The organism is Hyphomonadaceae bacterium ML37 (assembly GCA_027627685.1).
In the GTDB taxonomy this organism is placed as follows: domain Bacteria; phylum Pseudomonadota; class Alphaproteobacteria; order Caulobacterales; family Maricaulaceae; genus Oceanicaulis.
Genome location: CP091241.1, coordinates 2948926 through 2972685 on the forward strand (window position 1 = coordinate 2948926; position 23760 = coordinate 2972685).

Consider the following 23760-nt stretch of genomic DNA (forward strand, 5'->3'; position numbering starts at 1 on the left):
CGTTCGCACGTCTTGTGGCCAAGCCCGGCTTGCCGTGAGCGCGCGGTGCGCCATACTCCCTTCCCGATGAGGTCCGCGCCGGACCTGAAGGGGGGACTTGCCCATGATGCGCACCATCACCGCCATGCTCGTCCTGAGCGCGCTTGTGTCCGGCTGTGCCGGAGGCCCTGAGACGCCGGTGGCGGATGCGGCGACGCAGCGCACCATCGCGCAAGGCCAGATCATCGGCTTTACCCGCGAAGACGCGATTGACGGCGCCAGCGCCCATATCTGGCAGGGCGTACCCTTCGCTGCGGCGCCGCAGGGCGATCTGCGCTGGCGCGCGCCCAGGCCCGCCCCGGCGTGGGAGGGTGTGCGCGAGGCGCTGGCCCATCCCGATCCCTGTCCGCAGGTGGCCAACGCCCTGTCGGCGGCGGCCAGCGGGGTGAGCCCGGGCGATCTGATCGGATCGGAAGACTGCCTTCAGATGGACATCTACGCGCCTGCCGGCGCCGGTCCGGACAGCGCGGCCCTGCCTGTGATGGTGTGGATTCATGGCGGCTCAAACGTCTGGGGCCATGCCAGCCAGTATGACGGCGCGGCGCTGGCGGCGGCTGAAAATGTGGTGGTGGCGGTGGTGCAGTACCGGCTGGGGCCCTTGGGCTTTTTCGCTCATCCGCTGATCGAGGCCGACGCGCAGACGCCCGAGGACGCGGCGGCCAATTTCGCCCTGCTGGACCTGATCGCGGCGCTGGACTGGGTGCAGGACAATATCGCCCAGTTTGGCGGCGATGCGTCGCGCGTGACGATTTTCGGCGAAAGCGCGGGCGGTCATAATGTGGCGGGCCTGTTGGGCTCGCCGCTGGCCTCGGGCCTGTTTCACCGGGCGATCATCCAGTCGGGCAGCTTCACCTCGATGACCTTGGAAGACGCGCAATCGGCTGCGGAGAACAACGCGCTGGACGCCGCGTCCCGCTTCGCCGGGGACGGCGCAGACGCGAATGCCGTGCGCGGCGCGGACCTCGCGGACATATACCGGGCCTATGGCGGCGGCGGGCCGCTGGGTGATCTGCCACGCATGATCGCCGACGGGGTGAGCCTGCCGCGCGACGGGCTGATCGGGGCGTTCGCGCGCGCCGACGGGTTCAACGCCGTGCCGCTGATCACCGGCACCAATCGGGATGAAACCAAGCTGTTCAACGCCTTTGTCGAGACCCTCACCCGCCGGCGGCTGGGCGTGTTGTTCAGCCCGCGCGATCCGGATTTCTATGATGCGCTGTCAGACTATCAGGGCCGGATGTGGCGCGTGCGGGCGGTGGATGAGCCGGCGGCCACCATGCGCGCGGGCGGACATGACGCCATCTGGGCCTACCGGTTTGACTGGGATGAAGGCGGATCATTCCTGACCATGGACCTCTCACGCGTGCTGGGCGCCGCCCATGCCATGGAAATCCCGTTCATCTTCAACAATTTCGACTTCTTCGGCCAGATTGATCCCATCCTGTTCAACCGCCGCAATCGCGACGGCCGCGAGGCGCTGGCCGGATCCATGGGCGCTTATTGGGCGGCGTTTGCGCGCGATGGCGCACCGGGCGATGCGGGCGGGCCGGATTGGCCAATGTTCGAAGCCGACGGCCCCCTGATGCGCTTTGACACGCCGCAGGATGGCGGACCGGCGCTGATGCGCGGCGCCGACACGCGCGCCGCCATTATCGACGATCTGGGGCAGGACCCGCGCCTAGACGCCGAGCAGCGCTGCCAGATCGCCCGCGCGCTGGGCTTTTGGGGTGAAGAGGCGGGGGCGGAAATTCTCGGCGGCCTGGGGTGTGAGGAAGAAGCCTAACCCTCCGCCGCCTCCACGCTGTCAGCCGCCTCGCGCGACAGATCGTGGGCGGCCAGCGCGGCCAGGGTGAGGATGTCGGAAACGCCCGCGCCCAGGCGCGCGATCTGCACCGGCTTTTCCATGCCCAGGAGCATGGGCCCCAGCACCGTGGCGCCGCCCGCTGCACCCATCAGCTTGGTGGCGATGGAGGCCGAATGGATGGCCGGCATGATCAGGATATTGGCCGGGCCGGACAGGCGCGAGAACGGGTAGAGTCGGCGGTGGTCGGGGTCGAGGGCCACATCGGCGTTGAGCTCGCCCTCATATTCGAAATCGATCTCGCGCTGATCCATGAGGCGCACCGCCTCGATCACCTTCTCGGCCCGGTCGCCCGCCGGATTGCCGAAGGTGGAATAGGACAGGAAGGCCACGCGCGGCGTGACGCCGAACCGGCGCGCGGCGGCCGCCGTCTCCACCGCCATATCGGCCAGCGCCTCGGGCGAGGGAAACTCGGTGACGCTGGTGTCGGCGATGAACAGCGTGCGTCCGCGCGACAGCAGCACGCTCATCCCCATCACCCGCTCACCCGGCGCGGCGTCGAGCGCCAGGCGCACATCGTCCAGCGCCTGGGCGTAATTGCGCGTGGCGCCCGTGACCATGCCGTCGGCCTGGCCCAGCGCCACCATGCAGGCGGAGAAGATATTGCGGTCATTATTCACAAGGCGCGTCACGTCGCGGCGCAGATAGCCCCGGCGCTGCAGGCGCGCAAACAGCCAGTCGGCATAGTCGGCGTTATGGTCGGACAGGCGCGCATTGATGATCTCGATGGCGTCAGACGGCACGCCCAGAAGGCGCATATTGGCGTGCACCAGCTCCTCGCGGCCGATCAGGATGGCCCGGCCCAGATCCTGGTTCTGGAAGGCGAAGGCGGCGCGGATCACCGCCGACTCCTCGCCTTCAGCGAACACGATGGTCTTGCGCGGGCGTGAGCGGATCTCATCCTGAATGCCCTGAAGGATCGCGGCGGTGGGATCGAGCCGGCGGGCCAGCGAGGCCTTGTAGCTGACCATGTCCGGGATGGGCCGGCGCGCCACGCCGGTATCCATCGCGGCTTTCGCCACATAGGGCGGCACGTGGCTGATCAGACGCGGGTCGAAGGGGGCGGGGATGATGTAATCCTTGCCGAAGGTGGGCCGGGCGCCGTGATAGGCGGCGGCGACCTCGTCGGGCACGTCCTCGCGCGCCAGCTCGGCCAGCGCCATCACGGCGGCGATCTTCATCTCCTCATTGATGGTCTTGGCGCGCACATCCAGCGCGCCGCGAAAGATGTAGGGGAAGCCCAAAACGTTATTGACCTGGTTGGGATAGTCCGACCGGCCCGTGGCCATGATGGCGTCAGCGCGCACCGCGCGCACGTCTTCGGGCGTGATCTCCGGATCGGGATTGGCCATGGCGAAGATGATGGGATTGGCGGCCATGGATTTGACCATGTCCTGATCCACCGCGCCCTTCACCGACAGGCCGATGAAACAGTCCGCGCCGGCCAGAGCCTCGGCCAGGGTGCGCGCATCGGTGTCGGCGGCGTGGGCCGATTTCCACTGGCTCATGCCTTGCGTGCGGCCCTTGTAGATGACGCCTTTGGAGTCGCACAAAATCGCGTTGTCATGGGCCACGCCCATGGCCTTGATCAGCTCCAGCACCGCGATGCCCGCCGCGCCCGCGCCATTGACCACGACTTTCAGGTCCTTGATCTCGCGCCCGGTCAGTTCGCAGGCATTGATGATGCCGGCCGCGGTGATGATGGCGGTGCCGTGCTGGTCATCGTGAAAGACGGGGATATCCAGCGCCTCGCGCAGGCGCTGCTCGATGATGAAGCACTCGGGGCCCTTGATGTCTTCCAGATTGATGCCGCCGAACGTATTGCCGAACCGGCGCACGCATTCCACGAAGGCGTCAGGATCGTTTTCCTCCACCTCGATATCGATGGCGTCCACATCGGCGAAGCGCTTGAACAGGACCGCCTTGCCTTCCATCACCGGCTTGGAGGCCGCCGCGCCCAGATCGCCCAGGCCCAGAATGGCGGTCCCGTTGGAGATCACCGCCACCATATTGCCCTTGGAGGTGTAGTCGTAGACCGCGTCCGGATCGGCCGCGATCGCCTTGACCGGCGCCGCCACGCCGGGCGAATAGGCCAGCGACAGATCGCGCTGGGTCGCCATGGGCTTGGTGGGTTGGAGCGCGATCTTGCCGGGCGTGGGATAGCGGTGGAAGTTCAGCGCTTCCTCATCATCCACGCGGGGGCGGCGGTCGGTCATGGCGGGGTGTTCCTGGGTCACAAATCGGGCGGCGGGACCGCTAACCTACAAGGTTCGGGCGCGGCGGCAAACTCGCTGTCAGGCCGCGGGATGAGGCCTTGCTCCGCGCCCGCGCACGGGTAATTTGCGCACGATGAACCGTCCGGCTGATCCTGACACGCTGATGCAGCGCGCCTTCCCCACGCCAGAGGGGGCCACGCCCATGATGGTGCAGTTTCTGGAGCTGCGGGCGCAGGCGCCGGCCGAGGCGCTCTTGTTCTACCGCATGGGCGATTTCTACGAGCTGTTCTTCGATGACGCCGTGCGCGCCGCCGAGGCGCTGGACATCGCCCTGACCAAGCGCGGCGAGCATCAGGGCGAGCCCATCCCCATGTGCGGCGTGCCGGTGCATCACGCCCAGAGCTATCTGTCGCGCCTGATCAAGGCGGGCTTCAAGGTCGCCGTGGGCGAGCAGATCGAGGACCCGGCGGAAGCCAAGAAGCGCGGCGCCAAATCGGTGGTGCGCCGGGCCATCACGCGCATCGTCACCCCGGGCACGCTGACAGAAGAAGACCTGCTGGACGCGCGCAGCGCCAACCGCATCGCGTCGCTGGCCCGTCTGGCCGACGGCACGCGGGCGCTGGCCTGGGCCGATGTTACGGACGGTACATTCGCGTCCACAGCGCTCAGCACAGATGACGCGCTGGAGGCCGAGCTGGCGGCGCTGAACCCGTCAGAGCTTCTGTGTGCGGACGAGGATGCGCGCCTGGCCGCCACCCTGGCCCCGTCCGCCGCGATCACGTCGCGCGCGCGGGCCAAGTTCGATGCGGGCGCCGGGGAGCGCCGGCTCAAGCAGCGCTTCGAGGTGCAGAGCCTGGAGGCGTTCGGCGATTTCAGCCGCGCGCAGATCGCGGCGCTGGGCGCGCTGCTCGACTATCTGGAACTCTCGCAAGCCGGCGCGCCCGCCCGCCTGACGCCGCCCCGGTCCGAACGCGCTGGCGGGGTGATGGCGATTGATCCGGCGGCCCGCGCCAGCCTGGAGATCGAGCGCACCCTGCAGGGCGCGCGCAAGGGCTCCCTCATTGACGCCATCGACCGGACCGTCACTGCGCCAGGCGCCCGCCTGCTGGCCGAACGCCTCGCCCGCCCATCCATGGACGCTGTCGAGATCAACGCGCGGCTGGACGCCGTGGCCTGGTTCGCCGGGGACCGGGCCGTGCGCGCCAGCGTGCGCGAGCGCCTGAAGGCCGCCGGGGACCCGGCGCGCTGCCTGACCCGGCTCTTGCTGGGTCGCGGCGGACCGCGCGATCTGGCCCAGCTGGCCCGCGCCCTGAAGGAAGGCGAGCGCCTGATCGCAGCCTTTGCCAAGGATCGTCTGGCCAACCCGCCCGCCAGCCTTGCCGCCGCGCTGGACGCGCTGTCGCTGGCGGCGCGGCCCGAGCTGGCGGCGCTTGTGGCCGACGCCGAGCGTGCCCTGGCGCCTGAACCGCCCCTCATGGCACGCGATGGCGGCTTCATCGCGCCGGGCTGGTCAGCCGCGCTGGATGAGGCGCGCAGCCTGCGCGACCAGTCGCGGCGTGTGGTGGCGGGCCTGCAGAAAACCTATGCCGATCAGACCGGCGTGGCGGGCCTGAAGGTCAAGCACAACAATGTTCTGGGCTATTTCATTGAGGTCACGGCGCGACATGGCGATGCGCTGATGGGCGACCATGCCTTCATCCACCGCCAGACCATGGCCAATGCGGTGCGCTTCTCCACCCCTGAGCTGGGCGAGCTGGAAGCCAAAATCGCCCAGGCCGGCGAGCGCGCTCTGGCCATGGAGCTGGAGACGTTTGAAGCCTTCCGCGCGCGGGTCGAGGCCGAAGCCCACGCCATCCGCGCCGCAGCGTCCGCGCTGGCGGCGCTGGATCTGGCCGCTGCGAACGCCGAGTGGGCGGCCGAAAGCGGCGCCTCGCGGCCCGTGGTCGATGACAGTTTCGCCTTCGAGGTCGAGGGCGGGCGCCATCCTGTCGTCGAAGCCGCGCTGGCGCGCGGCGGAGAGGGGCGCTTCACGCCCAATGCCTGCGCGCTGGATGGCGCGGGCAAGACCCATCCGCGCCTGATGCTGGTCACCGGGCCCAACATGGCGGGCAAATCCACCTTCCTGCGCCAGAATGCGCTGATCGCGGTGATGGCGCAGGCGGGGTTGTATGTCCCCGCCAGCAAGGCCCGCATCGGCCTGGTGGACCGGCTGTTCTCGCGCGTGGGCGCGGCGGATGATCTGTCGCGCGGGCGCTCCACCTTCATGGCCGAGATGATCGAGACCGCCGCCATCCTCAACCAGGCCGGCCCGCGCGCCCTGGTCATTCTGGACGAGATCGGGCGCGGCACGGCCACGTTTGACGGCCTGTCCATCGCCTGGGCCGCAGTGGAGCATTTGCACGCCGTCAATACCTGCCGCGCCCTGTTCGCCACCCATTATCACGAGCTGACCCGCCTGGTGGACGCGCTGGAAGCGGCAGGCAATTGCTCGCTGCGCGCCAAGGAATGGAAGGGCGAGCTGGTGTTCCTGCACGAGGTCCAGCCCGGCCCCGCCGACCGCTCCTATGGCGTGGAGGTTGCCCGCCGCGCCGGCCTGCCCTCTGCCGCCGTGGCCCGCGCCCGCGAGATTCTCGACCGGCTGGAATCTGACGGCGCGCCCGCGGCGGCGCTGGCCGACCTGCCCCTCTTCTCCGCCAAGCCCCCTGCCCCGGCGGTAAAGCCCAGCGCCGTGGAAGAGCGCCTCAAATCCGTCGACCCCGACGGCCTCAGCCCGAAAGACGCGCTGGAGCTGATCTATGCGCTCAAGGGGATGGTTTAGAGAGCGCTCGACAGGGGCGCTGACTCGCGCTTGACTTCTGCCGGGCTTGGTAAGGGGGGCGCGTATGGTGAGACTGCGTCAGCTGTTTGAGGAAGCTGCGGGCAGCGGGTGCCTCGCCATGGCAGGTCTGGTGCCTGATGGCGGGATTGCGCTGGCGGGCGCGGGCCTGATCCTCGCCTTCAGGAGCCGGTTCAAGGATGCCGACCAGCGTGCGCTGGAAGCCGCGGTCAATGGCGTGGTGCGGCGGGCGCGTGACGAGCTGGTGCTGTTCTACCGCCCGGGCGGCGAGGAATGGGAGCAGATCCTTGAGGAGAATGACGCGCGCCGGGTGGTGATGGAGCATGTGCGCTTTGTCCTGCCCGCGCGCCAGCGGATCATCGAGACCGGGTTTGACATCGAGGTGCTGACCGCCGAGACAGTCGCGCGGCTGGCCGAAAGCGCGGGCGCCGGCGCTGATTTCAGCAATCCGGAGAGCCGGGCCGGCGCGATCGCCCGCGCCCATGTGCGCGCGCTTCTGACGGCGCTGGAAGCCGAGCGGGGGTTCCTGGCCGCCCTGTCGCCGGGCCTGACGCTGGAAATCGCGCGCGATGTGAAAGCGATGCGCGAGGATCTGCGCGCGCTGGCCGATCAGGTGTCCGCCGACCGGCAGGTGCCGGTGGAGACGCTGCGCACCATCGCGCGCAGCTTTGACCGCAGCCTGCGCGGCGAGTGGACAAGGGACGACCTGATCGACTTCCTCCAGGACAAGGCGGAGGAATACCGCGAGCTCACCCGCAGCATCGACCGCGGACGCAATGTCTCGCCCGAGATCACCCGCCTGCGCGATCAGGCGAAAGCCCGGCTGGACGCGGGCGAGCTCGAGGCTGCGCGCGGCCTGCTCAGGCAGGCGCGCGAGGCGCAGACCCGGCTGCGCGAGGAACAGGAGGCCGAAGCCGCCCGGGCGCGCGCCGAAGAGGCCGAGCTGCTGACCGAGGAGGCGCAGGCGGCGGCGCTGGCGCTGGATTACGGGGCGGCGGGCGATCTCTATCTGCAGGCGGTGGAATTGACGGGCCGGGACGGCGCTCATGCGGCGGCGGCGCAGGCGGTGCGCGCGGCGGGCAGCCTGGTGGACGGGGCTGAACGCATCGGAGACGCGAGGGGGCTGGAGGCGGCGGCGGCGCTGTTTGAGGCGAGCTTGGCGTTGAGGCCGAAAGACGCCGCTGCGCAAGACTGGGCCGGGGTGCAGAATGATCTGGGCATTGTCCTGCGCGTGCTGGGCGGATGGCGCGGCGATGACGCCCTGCTGGCGCGCGCGGCGCAGGCTTTTGAGGCCGCCCTTGCCGTGCGCACGCGCGACGCCGCTCCTGACCAGTGGGCCATGACGCTGAACAATCAGGGCGGCGTGTTCCAGGCGCTGGGCGAACGGCGCGGCGATGAGGTGATGTTGCAGCGCGGGGTGGACGCCTATGAGGCCGCGCTGACCGTGCGCACGCGCGAGGCCGCCCCGGCGGACTGGGCGATGACGCAGAATAATCTGGGCGCCGTGCTGCGCGCGCTGGGCGAGCGGCGCGGCGACGAGGCGATGCTGGAGCGGGCGATCGAGGCCCATGAGACCGCCCTCGCCCTGCACAGCGCCGGCGACCGGCCCGCCGGCCGGGCCAAGGCGCAGACCAATCTCGCCAACGCCCTGTGGACGCTGGGCCTGCAGCGCCGCGACGGCGCCCTTCTGGAGCGCGCCATCGCCGCCCATGAGGCCGCCCTGACCGTGCGCACGCGCGAGGCCGCGCCGGCCGACTGGGCCATGACCCAGATCAATCTGGGCGGCGCGCTGGTGATGCTGGGCCTGTGGCGCGAGGACGAGGCGCTGATCGAGCGGGCGGTGGCGGCGTTTGAAGGCGCGCTGAGCGTGCGCCCCCGCGAGACCGCCCCGGCGGACTGGGCGCTGGCGCAGAGCAATCTGGGCGGCGCGCTGAACGCTCTGGGCGCGCGGCGCGGCGATGAAGCCCTGCTGGAGCGCGCGGTGGCCGCCTTCGAGGCTGCGCTGAGCGTGCGAACCCGCGAGGCCGCGCCGGTGGACTGGGCCATGACCCAGAACAATCTCGGCAACGCCCTGCAGGCGCTGGGCGCCGGCCGGCGCGACCCGGCCCTCATCGAGCGCGCCATCGCCGCGATCGACGCCGCAGCCGAAGCGCTCGACGCCGCCGGCCACGCCGCCTACGCGGCTACGGCGCGGAGTAATCGAGACAGGGCGCAGGTGACGCTGGAGGAGGTGCGCGACCAGACCCCCTAACCCCCCGCTTTCTCCCCCGCGCCTTGCTCCTTCACCCCCAGCGCATCCGCCAGCCGCACTGTCGCAGACCCCGGCCGCAAAGGCTTGGGCTGGCTTTCGTGGGGGGCCCAGCCGGCCATGTGGAGGATTTCGAAGCGGGCGGGGAGGCGGCGGTCGGGCTCGGCGAAGCGTTCGGCGTAGATTTGCGCGGCGCGCACGAACAGGGCGCGTGTTGCCGGGGTGCGAGGGCGATCTGTCAGGGCGCTGGTTTCGCCCATCTTGCGCAGATCGCGCATGAGGACGAAGGCGTTGCCATAGCGCGCGGTGACACGGTCCACGTCGGAGACCGGCAGGGCGAAGCCCGCCCGTCCCATGAGGCCGGCCATGTCGAACGCGTCGGCAAACGGCGAGACGCGCGGGTGGGCGCCGCCCTTGAGCTCGCTTTCCGCCGCCAGCAGGGCCTGGCGCAGCTCGGTCAGGGTCGCCCCGCCCAGCATAGCCCCGGCGAAGAAGCCGTCGGGCTTGAGGGCGTGATTGATCTGGATCAGCGCGCCCACGAGATCATTGGTCCAGTGCAGCGACAGGCAGGAGAGAACGAGGTCCACGCTCTCGGGCGCGATGGGCAGGGCTTCTTCATCGAGACACAGCGCCGGATGTGATGACAGAGCGGCCATGGCCGGGGAGATGTCGGCTTCGATCAGCGTGCCGATCTTGGCGGCGGCTTCGGGACGGTGTTTCAGCGCGCGCCCCACCGCCCCGCCGCCGCCGAGCACCAGCGCGACCGGAAAATCACGCGAGACGCTTTCCACACGGTCGAGGAGATCATCGGCGACTCGCGCATGAAGGAAGTTATAGGCTATAAATTCGCCTGCAGCGCGATTGCGGCGGGCGCGCACCAGCGCCCGGTCGAACAGGCGCGGCGCACCGGGCGAGGCAGTGGCGGAGGGCGGGGGTGAAGCAGCCATGGGGCGGATATGCACGCTTTGGCGCGGCGGGCAAAGCCGGGGCTGCGCTCGGGCGCCTGCTCGATCTGATCTGGCCACCGCTCTCGCCCCTGTCAGGGCGGCCGGTGAGCGAGCCGGGATTGCTGGACCCGGACGACTGGGCGCGCATCCGGTTTCTCGCGCCGCCCTGGTGCGCGTCGTGCGGTGTGCCCTTCGCCTATCCCAGCGCCCCGGACATGATCTGCCCGGCCTGTCATGCGCGGGCGCCGGTTTATGACCGGGCGCGCTCGGCGTTTGTCTATGAGGCGTCCAGCCGGGCGCTGGCGCTGGGGCTGAAGCATGCCGGGCGTACGGACGGGCTTGCCGCCTTCGGCCGCTGGATGGCGCGCGCGGGGGCGGAGTTCCTGCCCGGCGCCGATGCGCTGATCCCGGTGCCGCTGCATCGGCGGCGGCTGCGTCAGCGCCGGTTCAACCAGTCGCTCCTGCTGGCCCAGGCCGTGTCGCGCGCCAGCGGCGTGCCGGTGGACCCCCATATATTGATGCGAGTGCGGGCGACTCCGACGCAAGGGGGCCTCAGCGCCGGGGGGCGGACGCGCAATGTGGCCGGGGCGTTCGCGGTGCGGGCGGGACACGCAGAGACGATCAAGGGCAAGCGCCTCGTGCTCATTGACGACGTCCACACCACCGGCGCCACGCTGGAGGCGTGCGCGCGCACGCTGAAACGCGCTGGCGCCGCCTCGGTATGCGCCGTGACATTGGCGCGCGTTGTGAAACCGGTGAACCTCCTTAAATAAGGGAGATCAGCACCGGAGTTCGCCGTCATGGCCGTCACCATCTATACCCGCCCCTTCTGTCCCTATTGCGTGCAGGCGGTGGATTTGCTCAAGAAGAAGAATGTGGGTTTCGAGGAGATCGAGGCCGGTTTTGATCCGCAGAAGAAAGCGGAGATGGTCGAACGCGCCGGCGGCGCGCGCACCTTTCCGCAGATTTTTATCGGGGATGTTCACGTGGGCGGGTGTGACGACATGATGGCGCTGGAACGCCGGGGCAAGCTGGACGCCCTGCTGGCCGAGGCCAAAGACGCATGAGCCGGGTGAAGATCGCCCTCATCCAGATGCGCTCCGGCGTCGATCCGGCGCGCAATACCGATGATGCCGGCGCGATGATCCGCGAAGCTGCGGCCAATGGCGCGCGCCTCATTGTGACGCCCGAAGTCACCAATCTGGTCCAGCGCGATTCAGGCGAGTTGTTCGACGCCCTGCGCACGCCGGGCGAGGACCCGTCTCTGGTGCGCTTCTCCGATCTGGCCCAGACGCTGGGGATTGACCTCGTCGTCGGCTCGCTGGCTTTGCTGGGTCCGGACGGGCGGGCTGTGAACCGCTCCTGCCTGTTCGGTCCCGATGGCGCGCTGAAAGCGTTTTACGACAAGATCCACATGTTTGATGTGTCGCTGGGCGCAGGCGAGGAATATTCGGAGTCGGAAAATTATGCACCGGGCGACCGGGCGGTGATGGCGGACGCGGCGGGCCTGAAGCTCGGCCTGACCATCTGCTATGACGTGCGCTTTGCGTATCTGTACCGGCGCCTGGCCAAGGCCGGCGCCAATGTCATGACCGTGCCCAGCGCCTTCACCCGGCCCACGGGCCGGGCCCACTGGGAGGTGCTGCTGCGCGCGCGCGCCATCGAGACCGGCAGCTTCGTGCTGGCGCCCGCCCAGGGCGGCAAGCATGAGGACGGGCGCAAGACCTGGGGCCATTCCATGGTGGTGGGGCCCTGGGGCGAAATCATCGCGCAGCTGGCCCATGACGAGCCCGGGATATTGTACGCCGAGATCGACCCGGAAGAATCGCGCGATGCCCGCAGGCGCATCCCGGCGCTGAAAGGCGACCGGGAGATGTCCGGCCCATGATCCGCTACGCCCTGGCGTGTGAGGACGACCACGGCTTCGAGGCGTGGTTCTCCAGCTCTGACGCCTATGACGACCAGGTGGCGCGGGGACTGGTGGAATGTCCCCATTGCGGCTCCACGCAGGTGCGCAAACAGATCATGGCCCCGGCGGTGCGCACTTCGCGCTCGAAAGAGGGGCGCTCGAAAGAGGGGCGCTGCAGAGAGGCGCGTGAGACGGTTCGCCCTGACGCGCCAGGCAGCACCCCGGGCGCCGCGCCTAGCATCAATGCGCCAGCCGAGTTCGAGGCGGTGGCGCGCAAGGTGCGCGCCCATATCCGCAGCCACTATGATTATGTGGGCGAGGATTTCGCCAGACAGGCCCGCGCCATCCATGCCGGCGACGCGCCACAGCGCCTGATCTATGGCGAGACCACCCCGGCTGAACGCGAGCGGCTGAGCGAAGAGGGCGTGCCCTGCGCGCCGCTGCCCGAACCGTTCGCGCCGGCGCCGGCCAAGAAGGCCAACTGAGCCGGGCGGTTCACCGGAAACGCCCTAGCCGATCATCCCGCGCTTGATCAGCTGCTCGATGACCTCTTCAGCCGCAGCCTCCGCAGTCAGATCAGCAGTCCTGAGGTGCAGCTCGGGCTTTTCGGGGGTCTCGTACGGGCTGTCAAAGCCGGTGAAATTCTTGATCTCGCCGGCCTGCGCCTTGCGGTAGAGGCCTTTGGGGTCGCGCTGGATGCACAGCTCCAGCGGCGCATCCACGAAGACCTCGATAAACTCGCCTGGCTCCATGAGCTCGCGCACCATCATGCGCTCGGCGCGGAAGGGCGAGATGAAGGAACAGGTGACGATGATCCCTGAATCCACGAACAGGCGGGCCACCTCGCCGATGCGGCGGATATTCTCCACCCGGTCCACATCGGTGAAGCCCAGATCCCGGTTCAGCCCATGGCGGATATTGTCGCCGTCCAGCGAATAGGTGTGGCGGCCGATGGCGGCCAGCTTCTGCTCCACCAGATTGGCGATGGTCGACTTGCCCGCGCCCGACAGGCCGGTGAACCACAACACCGCCGGCTTCTGGCCCTTGAGCTCTGACCGGCGTGACTTGGTCACGTCCATGGCGTGGGAATGCACATTGCTCGCCCGGCGCAGGGAGAAGGCGATCATGCCCGCCGCCACGGTCTGCTGGGTGAAGCGGTCAATGAGGATGAAAGCGCCGGTCTCGCGCAGCTCCGCATAGGGGTCGAAAGCGATGGCGCGCGAGGTGGACAGGTTGCACACGCCGATCTCGTTGAGCTGCAGGCTCACGCCCGGCTCGCGCTCGAACGTGTTGACGTTGAGCTTGTGTTTCAGCGTGGTCACCGAGACCGGGGTGACCTGGCCGCCGGCCTTGAGCAGATAGGTGCGGCCGGGGATCATCTCCTCCTCGGCCATCCACAGAATCTCGGCGGCGAACTGGTCCGACACGTCCGGCCGGCCCTTGGCGTCCGCCAGCATGTCGCCGCGCGCAATGTCGATCTCGCGGTCCAGCACCAGCGTCACGGCCTGACCCGCTTCGGCATGATCCAGATCGCCATCGGCGGTGACGATACGCGCGACCTTCGCGGTCTTGCCGCTCTGGGCCGCCACGATCTCGTCGCCTGGCGCCACGCGGCCGCCGGCGATGGACCCGGTGAAGCCGCGGAAATCCAGATTGGGCCGGTTGACCCACTGCACCGGCATGCGGAACGGGTGATCCACCGCCTCGGCGGCGTCGGTCTCGACGCTTTCGAGATGCTCCATCAGGGTCGGCCCGTCATGCCAGGCCATGTTGGCCGAGCGGGCGAAGATATTGTCGCCATAGCGCGCCGAGATCGGGATCGGGGTGATGGTGTCGAAACCCAGCTCTTCGGCGATGCGCAGATAGTCGGACACGATCTCGTGGAAGCGCGCGCGCGAATAGCCGGCCAGATCCATCTTGTTGATCGCCACCACTGCGTGGCGGATGCCCATCATGTCGGCGATATAGGTGTGCCGGCGGGTCTGGGTCAGCACGCCGCGGCGCGCATCGACCAGGATGATGGCCAGATCCGCCGTCGAGGCGCCGGTGGCCATGTTGCGCGTGTACTGTTCGTGGCCGGGCGTGTCGGCGACGATAAATTTGCGCTTTTCGGTGTTGAAGAAGCGGTAGGCGACATCGATGGTGATGCCCTGCTCGCGCTCGGCTTCCAGGCCGTCGAGCAGTAGGGCGAAATCAATCTCGTTCTCGCCAGTGGTGCCGTGCTTCTTCGAATCCTTTTCCAGCGTCCGGATCTGGTCTTCGAACAGGAGCTTGGAATCGTACAGCAGCCGGCCGATCAGGGTGGACTTGCCGTCATCCACCGAGCCGCAGGTGATAAAGCGCAGCACGCCGCGCTCGCCCGCGCGCGTGAGCCGGTCCAGCAGGGCGGCGCGTTCAGGGGAGATAGCGGCCATGATCAGAAATACCCCTCACGCTTTTTCTTCTCCATGGAGCCCGCCTCGTCGTGGTCGATCAGCCGCCCCGAACGCTCCGAGGTGCGCGCGGTGAGCATTTCCAGAACGATGGCCTCTATGGTGTCGGCGCCGGACTCGATGGCGCCGGTGAGCGGATAGCAGCCGAGCGTCCGGAAGCGAATCTGGCGCATTTGCGGGGTTTCACCGGCTTGAAGCGGGAAGCGGTCGTCATCGACCATGAGAATTTGCCCGTCACGCTCCACCACCGGCCGTTTGGCGGCGAGGTAGAGCGGCACGATCGGGATGTCGTCCTCCAGGATGTATTGCCAGATATCCAGCTCGGTCCAGTTGGACAGCGGGAACACCCGGATGGACTCGCCCTGGCGGATGCGCGTGTTGTAAGTGCGCCACAGCTCCGGGCGCTGATTGCGCGGGTCCCACCCATGATGGCCGTCTCGGAAGGAGAAGATGCGCTCCTTGGCGCGGCTCTTCTCCTCATCGCGGCGCGCCCCGCCGAAGGCGGCGTCATAGCGGTGCCGGGTCATCGCGGCGCGCAGCGCTTCGGTCTTCATCACCTGGGTGTGCAGGTTGGAGCCGGATGCAAACGGGTTAATGCCGCGCTTCAAGCCCTCTTCATTGATCTCTACACGCAATTCCAGCCCCAGCGCATCGGCCAGGGCGTCGCGATAGGTGATCATGTCGCGGAACTTCCAGGTGGTGTCCACGTGCTGCAGCGGGAAGGGCGGGCGCGAGGGATAGAAGGCTTTGAGCGCCAGATGCAGCATCACCGCTGAATCCTTGCCGATGGAGTAGAGCATGACGGGGCGCTCGAACTCGGCGGCCACCTCACGCATGATGTGGATGGATTCAGCTTCCAGGGCGGCGAGATGCGGCGACAAGGGGCGCTCGCGCGGCCGGGGCGCGGTGAAGCGCGCGGCATAGCTGCGAATCTGGCTGGCGATATCGCTCATGAGCCCCCCGTCATCCCGTGACTGTGGTGTGTTAGCCTCGCAGGCGCAGCAAGGAAAGCCCCTTCGCGCTGCACTACCGGCGTGGACGCACATCCGGCGCCCGGGTGAGCAGGTTCAGCGGGTTCCAGTTGAGCCGGCGCGCAAAGCCCAGGGGCGTGACGACGCGCCGGGCCTGCAGCGCGCGGCGTTTGATCATCAGGTCAGGCCAGCCGGCCAGCGCATCGCGCAAGGCCCGGCCGAACAGGGTGAACTGGCCGAAGCGCAGCGCGGACAACCAGAGCAGGGCGGTCATCGCGATATGACCCGGCGCCAGCACCCAGACCAGCCAGCCGGGCGTGACCTTGAAGAACGTCCACAGCCGGTTGCGCGCGCCGTGAAAAGTGGCGAAGGGCGACCGGCGACCGGTGGAGGAATACCCCACATGGCTGACCGCCGCATCACGCACCTGAACCGCCGTGTGGCCCAGAAGCTGCGCACGCGCGGCGAAATCCACGTCCTCCACATAGCAGAAATAGGCCTCGTCGAACCCGCCCAGCGCCTCGAACACATCGCGCCGGATCAATGCCGCAGCCCCGCAAGGTCCGAACACCTCACCCTCGGGCGGCGGCTGGATCGCCCGGCCATAGCCGGCACGGTAGGGCAGGCCGCTGCAGTGATACACATCCCCGCACCCGTCCAGCTTGCCCGGCGAGCCGTGGGCGCGCTGGGTGCAGCCAAACAGCGCCGCCTCCGGCCAGCGCGCCGCGGCGGCCATCATCTGTTCCAGCCAGTCCGGATCGGGATAGGCGTCGGGATTGAGCAGGAGCAGCCAGCGCGTCTGCGCGCCGCGCGCCAACAGATTATTGCCGCCCGCGAACCCCAGATTGGTTTCGCTCTCGATATGCTCCACCCAGTCCGGCACGCTGGCGGCCTCGATCTTTTCTCCCTCCGGCGAGCCGTTCTCGAGCAGCCGCACCCGCGCCGGGCGCAGGGTCTGGGCCGCCAGAGTCTCAATCACCAGCGGCAGGGTCGCCCGGCTGCGATAGGCGACGATCAGGATGGTAACATCAGCGGTCGGGGTCGGGGCGGCGGAGCTCATGCCCGTTTGATGCGCGCGCACGCGCGTTCGGTCAATGGCGGGGGAGCCCACTGGCGCGGGCAGGCCGGGCAGGGCTAGGTTGGCGCGATGCTGACCCGCGCCGCCCCGCCCGCGACCCTGACGCGTGATCTCGTGCTTGTCGGGGGCGGGCATGCCCATGCACTGGTGCTGAAACGCTGGGGGATGGCGCCGCTGCCCGGTGCGCGCGTGACGCTGATCCATCCCGGCGCCACCGCGCCCTATACCGGCATGCTGCCCGGTCATGCAGCGGGGCGCTACACGCTCGATGAACTGGAGATCGATCTGGTGCGGCTCGCCCGCTTCGCCGGGGCGCGGCTGGTGTCGGGCATGGCGCAGGGCATCGATCCGGACGCGGGGTTGGTGCACGTGACGGGGCGTGCGCCGGTGCGCTTTGACGTGTTGTCGCTGGATATCGGCATTTCGGGCGCCATCCCCGATGCCCCCGGCGCGCAGCACATCCTCGCCGCCAAGCCGCTGGACGTGTTCGCAGCGCGCTGGGGTGGGTTCATCCGGGCGGTGCAAGCGGGCCATGCCCGTGCGGAGGTCTGCGTTATCGGCGCGGGCGCCGCCGGGGTGGAGCTGGCGCTGGCGGCGATGCACCGTTTGAAAACATTGGACGCGCCGGACATGTCCGTCTCGCTGGTCGAGGCGCGGTCTGGCATCGTCGCAGACCTGCCCGGCGGGCCGCGCCGCGCTTTGGTGCGGGCGCTGGAGCGCGCAGGCGTGCGCGTGATCACGGGCGCCCGCATCGCGCAGGTCAGCGGCGAAGCCGTCACCCTCGCCGATGGAACCCGCCTGCCCTCCGCCCTGACCCTGTCCGCCGCCGGGGCGCGGCCTCATGGCTGGCTGGGTGAGACCGGGCTGGCCCTCAATGAGGGTTATGTGGCGGTGGATGCGCATTTGCGCAACACCTCCCACCGGAATGTGTTCGCCAGCGGCGATTGCGCCCACCTGACCCACGCGCCCCGGCCCAAGGCGGGCGTCTATGCCGTGCGCGCCGCGCCGGTACTGGCGCGCAATCTGGAAACCGTCTTGCGCGGGACGGGACAGCTGGAGCGCTTCGCGCCCCAGGGCGATTATCTGCGCCTCATTTCGCTCGGCGGCCAGCGCGCGCTGGCGGCGCGCAACGGGTTCAGCCTTTCCGGCGGCTGGGTCTGGCGCTGGAAGGACCGGATCGACCGCGACTTCATGGAGGGTCTGAGCGAGCTGCCCCTCATGGCGCCCCCGGCCCTGCCCTCGCGGGCGGCGGCGGGACGCGACGCGGACGCCCCGCCCTTGTGCGGCGGCTGCGGCGCCAAGGCGGGGCGCGCGGCTTTGGCGAGCGTCCTGTCGTCCCTGCCCGCGCCGACCCGCGCAGACCTGCTCGCCGGGCCGGGCGATGACGCGGCGGTGCTGGTCCATGGGAGCGGCGTTCAGGTGATCACCACCGATCATGTGCGCGCCTTCACCGATGATCACGGCCTTCTGACGCGCATCGCCGCGGTGCATGCGCTGGGCGATGTGTGGGCCATGGGCGCCGCGCCCCAGGCGGCGCTGGCCCAGATCATATTGCCGCCCATGAGCACGGCCCTGCAGGCCTCCACCCTCACCGAAATCCTCGCCGAGGCGCGCGCCGTGCTGCGCGCCGCCGGGGCCGAGCTGGCGGGCGGGCATACCAGTATCGGGGCCGAGCTGACCATCGGCTTCACGATCACGGGGCTGGCGGACAAGCCGGTGCGCCAGACCAGCGCGAAGGCCGGCGATGTGCTGATCCTGACCAAACCTGTTGGAACCGGGGTGATCCTGGCCGCCGAGATGCGTCTCATAGCGCGCGGGCGCGATGTGATGGCGGCGCTGGACATGATGGCGCGGCCCCAGGGACGCGCCGCCGCGATCCTCGCCCAAGCCGCCAGCGCCATGACCGATGTGACGGGATTTGGCCTGGCCGGGCATCTGGCCAGCCTTCTGGGACCTGAGGGTCCGGGCGCGGATCTGGTTCTGGACGCTGTGCCGGTGCTGTCCGGCGCGCTGGAGCTGGCGGGCGCAGGCGTGCGCTCATCCCTGTTTGAAGATAATCAGGCCGGCGCCGGGCCGGTGGATGCACCCTCAGGGCCCCTGCGCGACCTGCTCTTCGATCCCCAGACGTCGGGCGGTCTGCTGGCCGCTGTGCCCGCTGAACACGCAGACGCCGCGCTGGCCGCGCTGCACGAAGCAGGCGAACCGGCCTGGCGCATCGGCGGCGTGAGTGGCGATTTTGCAGGCGTCCGGGCGCGGTGAGCCGGGCGCCCTAAGGCGCATCCCCGTCCAGCGTATCAGGCATGACCACAGTCAGCCAGCCGCCGGCCAGGTCCACATGGGGGACGGCCTCGCGGGTGAAGGGGGCGTAGGTGAGGCCGCCCGGTCCGGTTATTTCCAGCACATCGCCGGCGCCGAAATCCTGCACCGCGCGCACCCGGCCCATGGGCGTTCCGTCCGCATCGCGGGCCTCAAGGCCAATGAGGTCAGCGTGGTAGAACTCGTCCTCGTCCGGCGGCGGCAGCACGGCGCGCGGCACGTGCAGGAGCGTGCCCTTCATGGCCATGAGCTGTTCGCGGGTGAGGTTTCCGCGCACGCTCGCAATCACGAAACCGCCTGCGCCGGGCTTGGCCTTGACCGGGGTGAGCACGGGTTTCCCCGACGCGTCCAGAAACGCGCCATAGCTGCACACCAGCGCCGGATCGCCGAACGCCTTGATCTTCGCCTCGCCGCGCACCCCGTGGGCGCCGGCCAGGGCGGCGATGACGATCAGCTCCGGTGACGGATCGGCGGTCTTTTTTGTCATGACGCAGGCTCAGCGCGGTGCGGCCCTGCGCCAAAAGCGCAGGGCCGGCGCGATGATCAGGCCTTGGTGTCTTCAGCCGGAGCCTCTTCAGCCGGGGCTTCTTCAGCGGCGGCGTCAGCGGCGGGCGCCTCTTCGGCGGCGGCTTCAGCCGGGGCTTCTTCAGCAGGGGCTTCCTCGACCGGGGCCTCTTCCACCGGAGCCGGAGCTTCGGCAGCGGCTTTGGCTTCGGCGGCGGCAGCGGCGCGGGCCTCTTCCTTCTCGGCGCGCTCGGCGGCGCGTTCCTTGGCATTGGCGCCCGGCTCGCCCTTTTTCAGGTTCTGGCCCGGCTTCCACTCCATCACGCCCGCAGCGGCGAGGAAGCGCGCGACGCGGTCGGTGGGCTGGGCGCCCTTCTTGATCCAGTCGGCGGCTTTCTCGGTGTCGAGGGTCACGCGGTTCTCGTGATCCTTGGGCAGCATGGGGTTATAGGTGCCGATCTTCTCGATGAAGCGGCCATCGCGCGGATTGCGGCTGTCAGCGACGACGATGCGGTAATAGGGGCGCTTCTTGGCGCCGCCACGGGCGAGACGGATTTTAACGGCCATGAGATTTTAAGTCCTTTGGTTGGTTGAATGTCAGCGTTTGGTTTTGCCGCCGGGCAGGCCGGGCAGACCCGGAAAGCCGCCGGAAGACGGCGGCTGTGACGATCCGCCAGCGCCCGGCAGGCCTGGCAGTCCACCCGCGCCCGAAGGCGCGCGTCCTTTGAGAAGATCGGCGGCGGCGGCGTCGAGGCCTGCGCCACCCATGCCCGGCCCGCCCATGCCCGGGGGCATCTTGCCGCCGCCCGGCATGCCGGGCAGGCCTTTGCCCTTGCCGGCCTTCTTCATCATGTCCGCCATCTGGCGGTGCATCTTGATCAGCTTGTTGACCTCGGGCACCTCCACGCCGGCGCCCTTGGCGATGCGGCGCTTGCGGCTGGCCTTGAGGATGTCCGGCTTGGCGCGCTCTTCGGGCGTCATCGACAGGATGATCGCCTCCTGGCGCGAGATGGCCTTGTCGTCAAAGCCAGACGCCGCGACCTGCGCCTTGGCCGCCTTGTTCATGCCGGGCATCATGCCCATGATCGAGGCGAGCCCGCCCATTTTCTTCAGCTGGGCCAGTTGCTGGCGGAAATCCTCCAGATCGAACTTGCCCTTGGCCATTTTGCGCGCGAGGCGCTCGGCCTGGTCCTGGTCCACCTCGGCGGCGGCTTTTTCCACCAGCGAGACGATGTCGCCGCGCCCCAGAATCCGGCCCGCCAGGCGGCGCGCATCAAAGGCGTCGAGCCCGTCGACCTTCTCGCTGACGCCGAGAAACTTGATCGGCAGGCCGGTGACCCAGCGCATGGACAGGGCCGCGCCGCCGCGCCCGTCGCCATCCATCCGCGTCAGCACCAGACCCGTCAGCGGCAGGCGCTCGTTAAAGCGGCGCGCCGTCTCCACCGCGTCCTGACCGGTCAGGGCGTCGGCCACCAGCAGCGTCTCGCGCGGGCGGGCGATGTCGGCGATGCGCGCGGCCTCGGCCATCATTTCTTCATCGATGGAGGTGCGCCCGGCCGTATCCAGGATCACCACGTCAAAGCCCTGAAGGCGCGCCGCGCTCATGGCGCGCTTGGCGATTTCGGTTGCCGACTGGCCCTTCACGATGGGCAGGCAGGCGACGCCCGCCTTTTCGGCCATCTGGGCCAGCTGCTCCATCGCCGCCGGACGGCGCGTATCGAGCGAGGCGACCAGGACCTTTTTCTTCTCGCGCGATGTCAGGCGTAGGGCGAGCTTGGCCGTGGTGGTGGTCTTGCCCGAGCCCTGAAGGCCCGCCATCAGGATCGCCACAGGCGGCTCGCCGCCCAGCGACAGGCCTTCGGGCTCGCCCTCGCCGCCCAGCAGCACCACCAGCTCGTCATGGACGATCTTGACCACTTGCTGGCCGGGCGCCACGGCGCGGATGACGCGCTCGCCCACCGCCTCGGCGCGCACCCGGCTCATGAAGTCCTTCACCGCCGGCAGGGCCACATCGGCCTCCAGCAGCGCCACACGGATCTCGCGCAGGGCCGCGTCCACGTCCTTCTCAGAGAGCGCGCCGCGCCCCGTGAGCTGGTCGAAAACGCCGGACAGGCGGTCGGTCAACGTGTCGAACATTCAAAGCCCTTCAATAGCCGCTCATGTCCCTGAAGCCGCGCCGGCAAGCGCACACGCCGCAACAACCCCGCTGGACGCAACGCGTCGAGCCTGGGTGTCTCGCCGGCCTCCAGGAGGGTGTCCCGCGCTTTTGCGGGCTCCGTGTGCCGGTGATGACGAGCGGTAAGCCGGTCGCTTCAGAGAACCCGCGGGGGATAGGGGGAGATAGGGGGAGAGTCAAGGGAGAGGGGGGATTTCCCCCTACCCCGCCACCTTCTTCAGCCGCTCGCGCAGCTCGGCCATCACGTATTCATTGCCTGCGGCGATGTCGCCGGTTTCCAGCACGTCGCCGGTTTCCTCGATGGCGCCGGCGAAGCCGCCCGCTTCACGCATCATGACGATGCCGGCTGCGATGTCCCAGGGCTTCAGCCCGCGCTCCCAGAAGCCGTCAAACCGGCCCGCCGCCGTCCAGGCCAGATCCAGCGAGGCCGCGCCATAGCGGCGGATGCCGGCGCACATGGGCATGATGGCGTGCAGTTCCTTCAGGGCGCGGGCATGGCCGGTCTTGCCGAAAAAGGGCAGGCCGGTGGCGATGACGCAGTCCTGGAAGTGGCGGCGCTCGGCGACGCGCAGGCGGCGATCATTGACATAGGCGCCGCGGCCCTTTTCGGCGTGGAACAGATCGTCAGTGGCGGGATTATAGATCACGCCCGCGATCAGCTCGCCCTCGCGCTCCAGCGCCACGGAGATGGCGAAATGGGGCTGGGCGTGGGTGAAATTCGTGGTGCCGTCCAGCGGATCGACGATCCAGCGGTGGGAGCGGTCCGTGCCGTCCACCGCGCCGCGCTCCTCCATCAGGAAGCCATAGCCGGGGCGGCCGCGCGACAGCTCGGCGAACAGGATCTCTTCCGATTTGAGATCGGCGGCGGTGACGAAATCGGCGGGGCCCTTGCGCGAGACCTGCAAATGCTCGACCTCGTTGAAGTCGCGCACCAGCTTGCGGCCCGCCTTGCGGACCGCGCCGGTCATCACCTGCATCAGGGCGGAGACATTTCCCATGGGCCTAGTCGGCCCGGCGCACGTATGTGCCGTCTTCGGTGGACACGACCACCTTTTCGCCCACGCCCACAAACGGCGGCACGGCGGATTTGACGCCGCCCGACAGCACGGCCGGCTTGTAGGAATTGGCCGCCGTCTGGCCCTTCACCACCGGCTCGGTCTCGACCACTTCCAGCTCCACATGGTTGGGCAGGGTGATGCCGATGGGCTTGTCCTCGTAGAGCTCGACCATCACCTTCATGCCGTCGGACAGGAAGGCGGCGCGCTCCTCGCTGACGAAATCGATGTGCAGGGAGATCTGCTCATAGGTTTCGGTGTTCATGAACACCAGCATCTCGCCCTCGGGGTAGAGATACTGATAATCGCGCTGCTCCAGGCGCACGCGCTCCACCTTGTCGGCCGAACGGAAGCGCTCATTGAGCTTGCGCCCGTCGAGAATGTTTTTCAGCTCCACCTGGGCGAAGGCGCCGCCCTTGCCGGGCTTCACGTGATCGGCCTTGACCGCCGTCCACAGCGTCTCCTGGTGCTTGATCACCATGCCGGGCTTGATTTCATTGCCGTTGATTTTCATGGAAGGCGCGATCCTGGGATGCGGCGCGTCCGGGCGGGCCCGGCGCGGGTTTGTCTAGAGCCGCGCCCGTGTATCAGGGCCGCCCCGCCCCGGCAAGCTGCACGCCCTCACCCCGCAGCCTGCGCCCCCGCCTCCATCACCGTGCTCATCAGCCGTCGCGCCCATCCCAGGCCAAAGCTGGGGAAGGTGTTGAGCCGGGCGTAGAAGACCATCCGGCGCGCGGCGATCTCGCACAGGGTCTGCACCGGGTTCTGACGCGCGGCGGCGGCGAGGGTTTTGGGGCCGATCACGCCGTCATCGGCGACGCTGAGCGCTCTTTGCAGGAAGAGCGCCGCCTGCCGGGGGCCGTGATTGACCGCCGCATCGAACACCATCGTGTCCACGCCCGCGGGCAGTTCATCGCAGCGGCAGGCGTCCCAGTAGCGCGCGCGATAAATGGCGCCGGCCTCCTCGACCGTCAGGGCGCGCACATCCTCGCGGCTTACCGGCGTCCCGCGCGAGGCCGCCAGCGTGCCCTGCGTAATTCCGAAATTGGTCGCGCCGCCGGGGTCAGCCGGGTGATCGGAAAATCCGCCCTCCCAATGAAACACGTGCGCCAGCGCCGTCTCGAACCTGTCCATGCCTGTCTCCTTGAGTTGCGTCCAGGAAGCATGAGGGC

Annotated in this window: 18 protein-coding genes and 3 pseudogenes; 8 read left to right on the forward strand and 13 right to left on the reverse strand. The window is 68.9% G+C overall.

Going from position 1 to position 23760, the window contains the following annotated elements; translation table 11 throughout:
* Nucleotides 1-103: 103 nt before the first annotated feature.
* The gene (locus tag L2D01_14565; GenBank protein WBQ10095.1) at nt 104-1822 is read left to right on the forward strand and encodes a carboxylesterase family protein; all 1719 of its coding nucleotides are present in this window, start codon (nt 104-106) and stop codon (nt 1820-1822) included.
* Here the strand turns inward: L2D01_14565 and L2D01_14570 are convergent.
* Together L2D01_14570 and L2D01_14575 are read right to left on the reverse strand one after the other, a co-directional pair.
* Nucleotides 1819-2871: a hypothetical protein gene (locus L2D01_14570; GenBank protein ID WBQ11654.1), complete on the reverse strand. Its 1053-nt coding sequence runs from the start codon at nt 2869-2871 to the stop codon at nt 1819-1821. The genes L2D01_14565 and L2D01_14570 overlap by 4 nt on opposite strands.
* 15 nt (nt 2872-2886) lie before the next feature.
* A pseudogene (locus L2D01_14575) lies at nt 2887-4008 on the reverse strand (NADP-dependent malic enzyme).
* A 241-nt stretch (nt 4009-4249) separates the two neighbouring features.
* Here L2D01_14575 and mutS point away from each other — a divergent pair.
* Nucleotides 4250-6934: a DNA mismatch repair protein MutS gene (gene mutS / locus L2D01_14580; GenBank protein ID WBQ10096.1), complete on the forward strand. Its 2685-nt coding sequence runs from the start codon at nt 4250-4252 to the stop codon at nt 6932-6934.
* Between the two features lie 971 nt (nt 6935-7905).
* Here mutS and L2D01_14585 read toward each other — a convergent pair.
* Nucleotides 7906-8049, reverse strand: a pseudogene (locus L2D01_14585) (response regulator).
* Nucleotides 8050-8432: 383 nt separating this feature from the next.
* On the opposite strand from L2D01_14585, the gene L2D01_14590 reads away from it, so the two are divergent.
* Nucleotides 8433-9203 (forward strand): tetratricopeptide repeat protein, encoded by a 771-nt coding sequence (locus L2D01_14590; protein WBQ11655.1) that lies wholly within the window; start codon nt 8433-8435, stop codon nt 9201-9203.
* On the opposite strand, the gene L2D01_14595 is transcribed toward L2D01_14590, so the two are convergent.
* Entirely contained in the window at nt 9200-10147 is a 948-nt protein-coding gene (locus L2D01_14595) for a methyltransferase domain-containing protein (GenBank protein WBQ10097.1), read from the reverse strand. The genes L2D01_14590 and L2D01_14595 overlap by 4 nt on opposite strands.
* On the opposite strand from L2D01_14595, the gene L2D01_14600 reads away from it, so the two are divergent.
* Genes L2D01_14600 through L2D01_14615 form a run of 4 tightly spaced genes read left to right on the forward strand, consistent with a single transcriptional unit; the run spans nt 10135 to nt 12541 of the window.
* Nucleotides 10135-10920 carry a ComF family protein gene (locus tag L2D01_14600; GenBank protein WBQ10098.1) on the forward strand — a complete coding sequence of 262 codons (786 nt, stop codon included), beginning with the start codon at nt 10135-10137 and terminating at the stop codon, nt 10918-10920. The genes L2D01_14595 and L2D01_14600 overlap by 13 nt on opposite strands.
* Nucleotides 10921-10947: 27 nt before the next feature.
* Nucleotides 10948-11214 (forward strand): glutaredoxin 3, encoded by a 267-nt coding sequence (gene grxC, locus L2D01_14605; protein WBQ10099.1) that lies wholly within the window; start codon nt 10948-10950, stop codon nt 11212-11214.
* Nucleotides 11211-12035, forward strand: coding sequence for a carbon-nitrogen hydrolase family protein (locus tag L2D01_14610; protein WBQ10100.1), 825 nt, complete (start codon nt 11211-11213; stop codon nt 12033-12035). Before grxC ends, L2D01_14610 begins: the two co-directional genes overlap by 4 nt.
* Nucleotides 12032-12541, forward strand: a complete 510-nt coding sequence (locus tag L2D01_14615; protein WBQ10101.1) for a DUF1178 family protein — start codon at nt 12032-12034, stop codon at nt 12539-12541. Before L2D01_14610 ends, L2D01_14615 begins: the two co-directional genes overlap by 4 nt.
* 24 nt (nt 12542-12565) lie before the next feature.
* Here L2D01_14615 and cysN read toward each other — a convergent pair whose 3' ends face one another.
* The 3 genes from cysN to L2D01_14630 all read right to left on the reverse strand — a co-directional run bounded on the left by cysN (nt 12566) and on the right by L2D01_14630 (nt 16519).
* Nucleotides 12566-14470, reverse strand: a complete 1905-nt coding sequence (gene cysN / locus L2D01_14620; protein WBQ10102.1) for a sulfate adenylyltransferase subunit CysN — start codon at nt 14468-14470, stop codon at nt 12566-12568.
* A 2-nt stretch (nt 14471-14472) separates the two neighbouring features.
* A complete protein-coding gene (gene cysD, locus L2D01_14625; GenBank protein WBQ11656.1) occupies nt 14473-15324 on the reverse strand; it encodes a sulfate adenylyltransferase subunit CysD in 852 nt (283 codons plus the stop codon).
* A gap of 190 nt (nt 15325-15514) precedes the next feature.
* On the reverse strand, nt 15515-16519 hold the full coding sequence (locus L2D01_14630; GenBank protein WBQ10103.1) for a glycosyltransferase family 2 protein: 1005 nt from the start codon (nt 16517-16519) through the stop codon (nt 15515-15517).
* A gap of 87 nt (nt 16520-16606) precedes the next feature.
* Between L2D01_14630 and selD the strand changes: the two genes are divergently transcribed.
* Nucleotides 16607-18796: a selenide, water dikinase SelD gene (gene selD / locus L2D01_14635; GenBank protein WBQ10104.1), complete on the forward strand. Its 2190-nt coding sequence runs from the start codon at nt 16607-16609 to the stop codon at nt 18794-18796.
* Between the two features lie 10 nt (nt 18797-18806).
* Here selD and rimM read toward each other — a convergent pair whose 3' ends face one another.
* From rimM to L2D01_14665, 6 genes and pseudogenes are all read right to left on the reverse strand, one after another.
* Complete coding sequence (gene rimM / locus L2D01_14640) at nt 18807-19340, reverse strand: ribosome maturation factor RimM (protein WBQ10105.1); 534 nt, start codon at nt 19338-19340, stop codon at nt 18807-18809.
* Between the two features lie 332 nt (nt 19341-19672).
* Nucleotides 19673-19924: pseudogene (rpsP, locus tag L2D01_14645) on the reverse strand (30S ribosomal protein S16).
* A gap of 30 nt (nt 19925-19954) precedes the next feature.
* Nucleotides 19955-21493 carry a signal recognition particle protein gene (ffh, locus tag L2D01_14650; protein WBQ10106.1) on the reverse strand — a complete coding sequence of 513 codons (1539 nt, stop codon included), beginning with the start codon at nt 21491-21493 and terminating at the stop codon, nt 19955-19957.
* 240 nt (nt 21494-21733) lie between these two features.
* Nucleotides 21734-22531, reverse strand: a complete 798-nt coding sequence (locus tag L2D01_14655) for an inositol monophosphatase (GenBank protein WBQ10107.1) — start codon at nt 22529-22531, stop codon at nt 21734-21736.
* Nucleotides 22532-22535: 4 nt separating this feature from the next.
* Nucleotides 22536-23102: an elongation factor P gene (efp, locus tag L2D01_14660; protein ID WBQ10108.1), complete on the reverse strand. Its 567-nt coding sequence runs from the start codon at nt 23100-23102 to the stop codon at nt 22536-22538.
* Between the two features lie 107 nt (nt 23103-23209).
* On the reverse strand, nt 23210-23722 hold the full coding sequence (locus L2D01_14665; GenBank protein ID WBQ10109.1) for a hypothetical protein: 513 nt from the start codon (nt 23720-23722) through the stop codon (nt 23210-23212).
* Nucleotides 23723-23760: the final 38 nt, after the last annotated feature.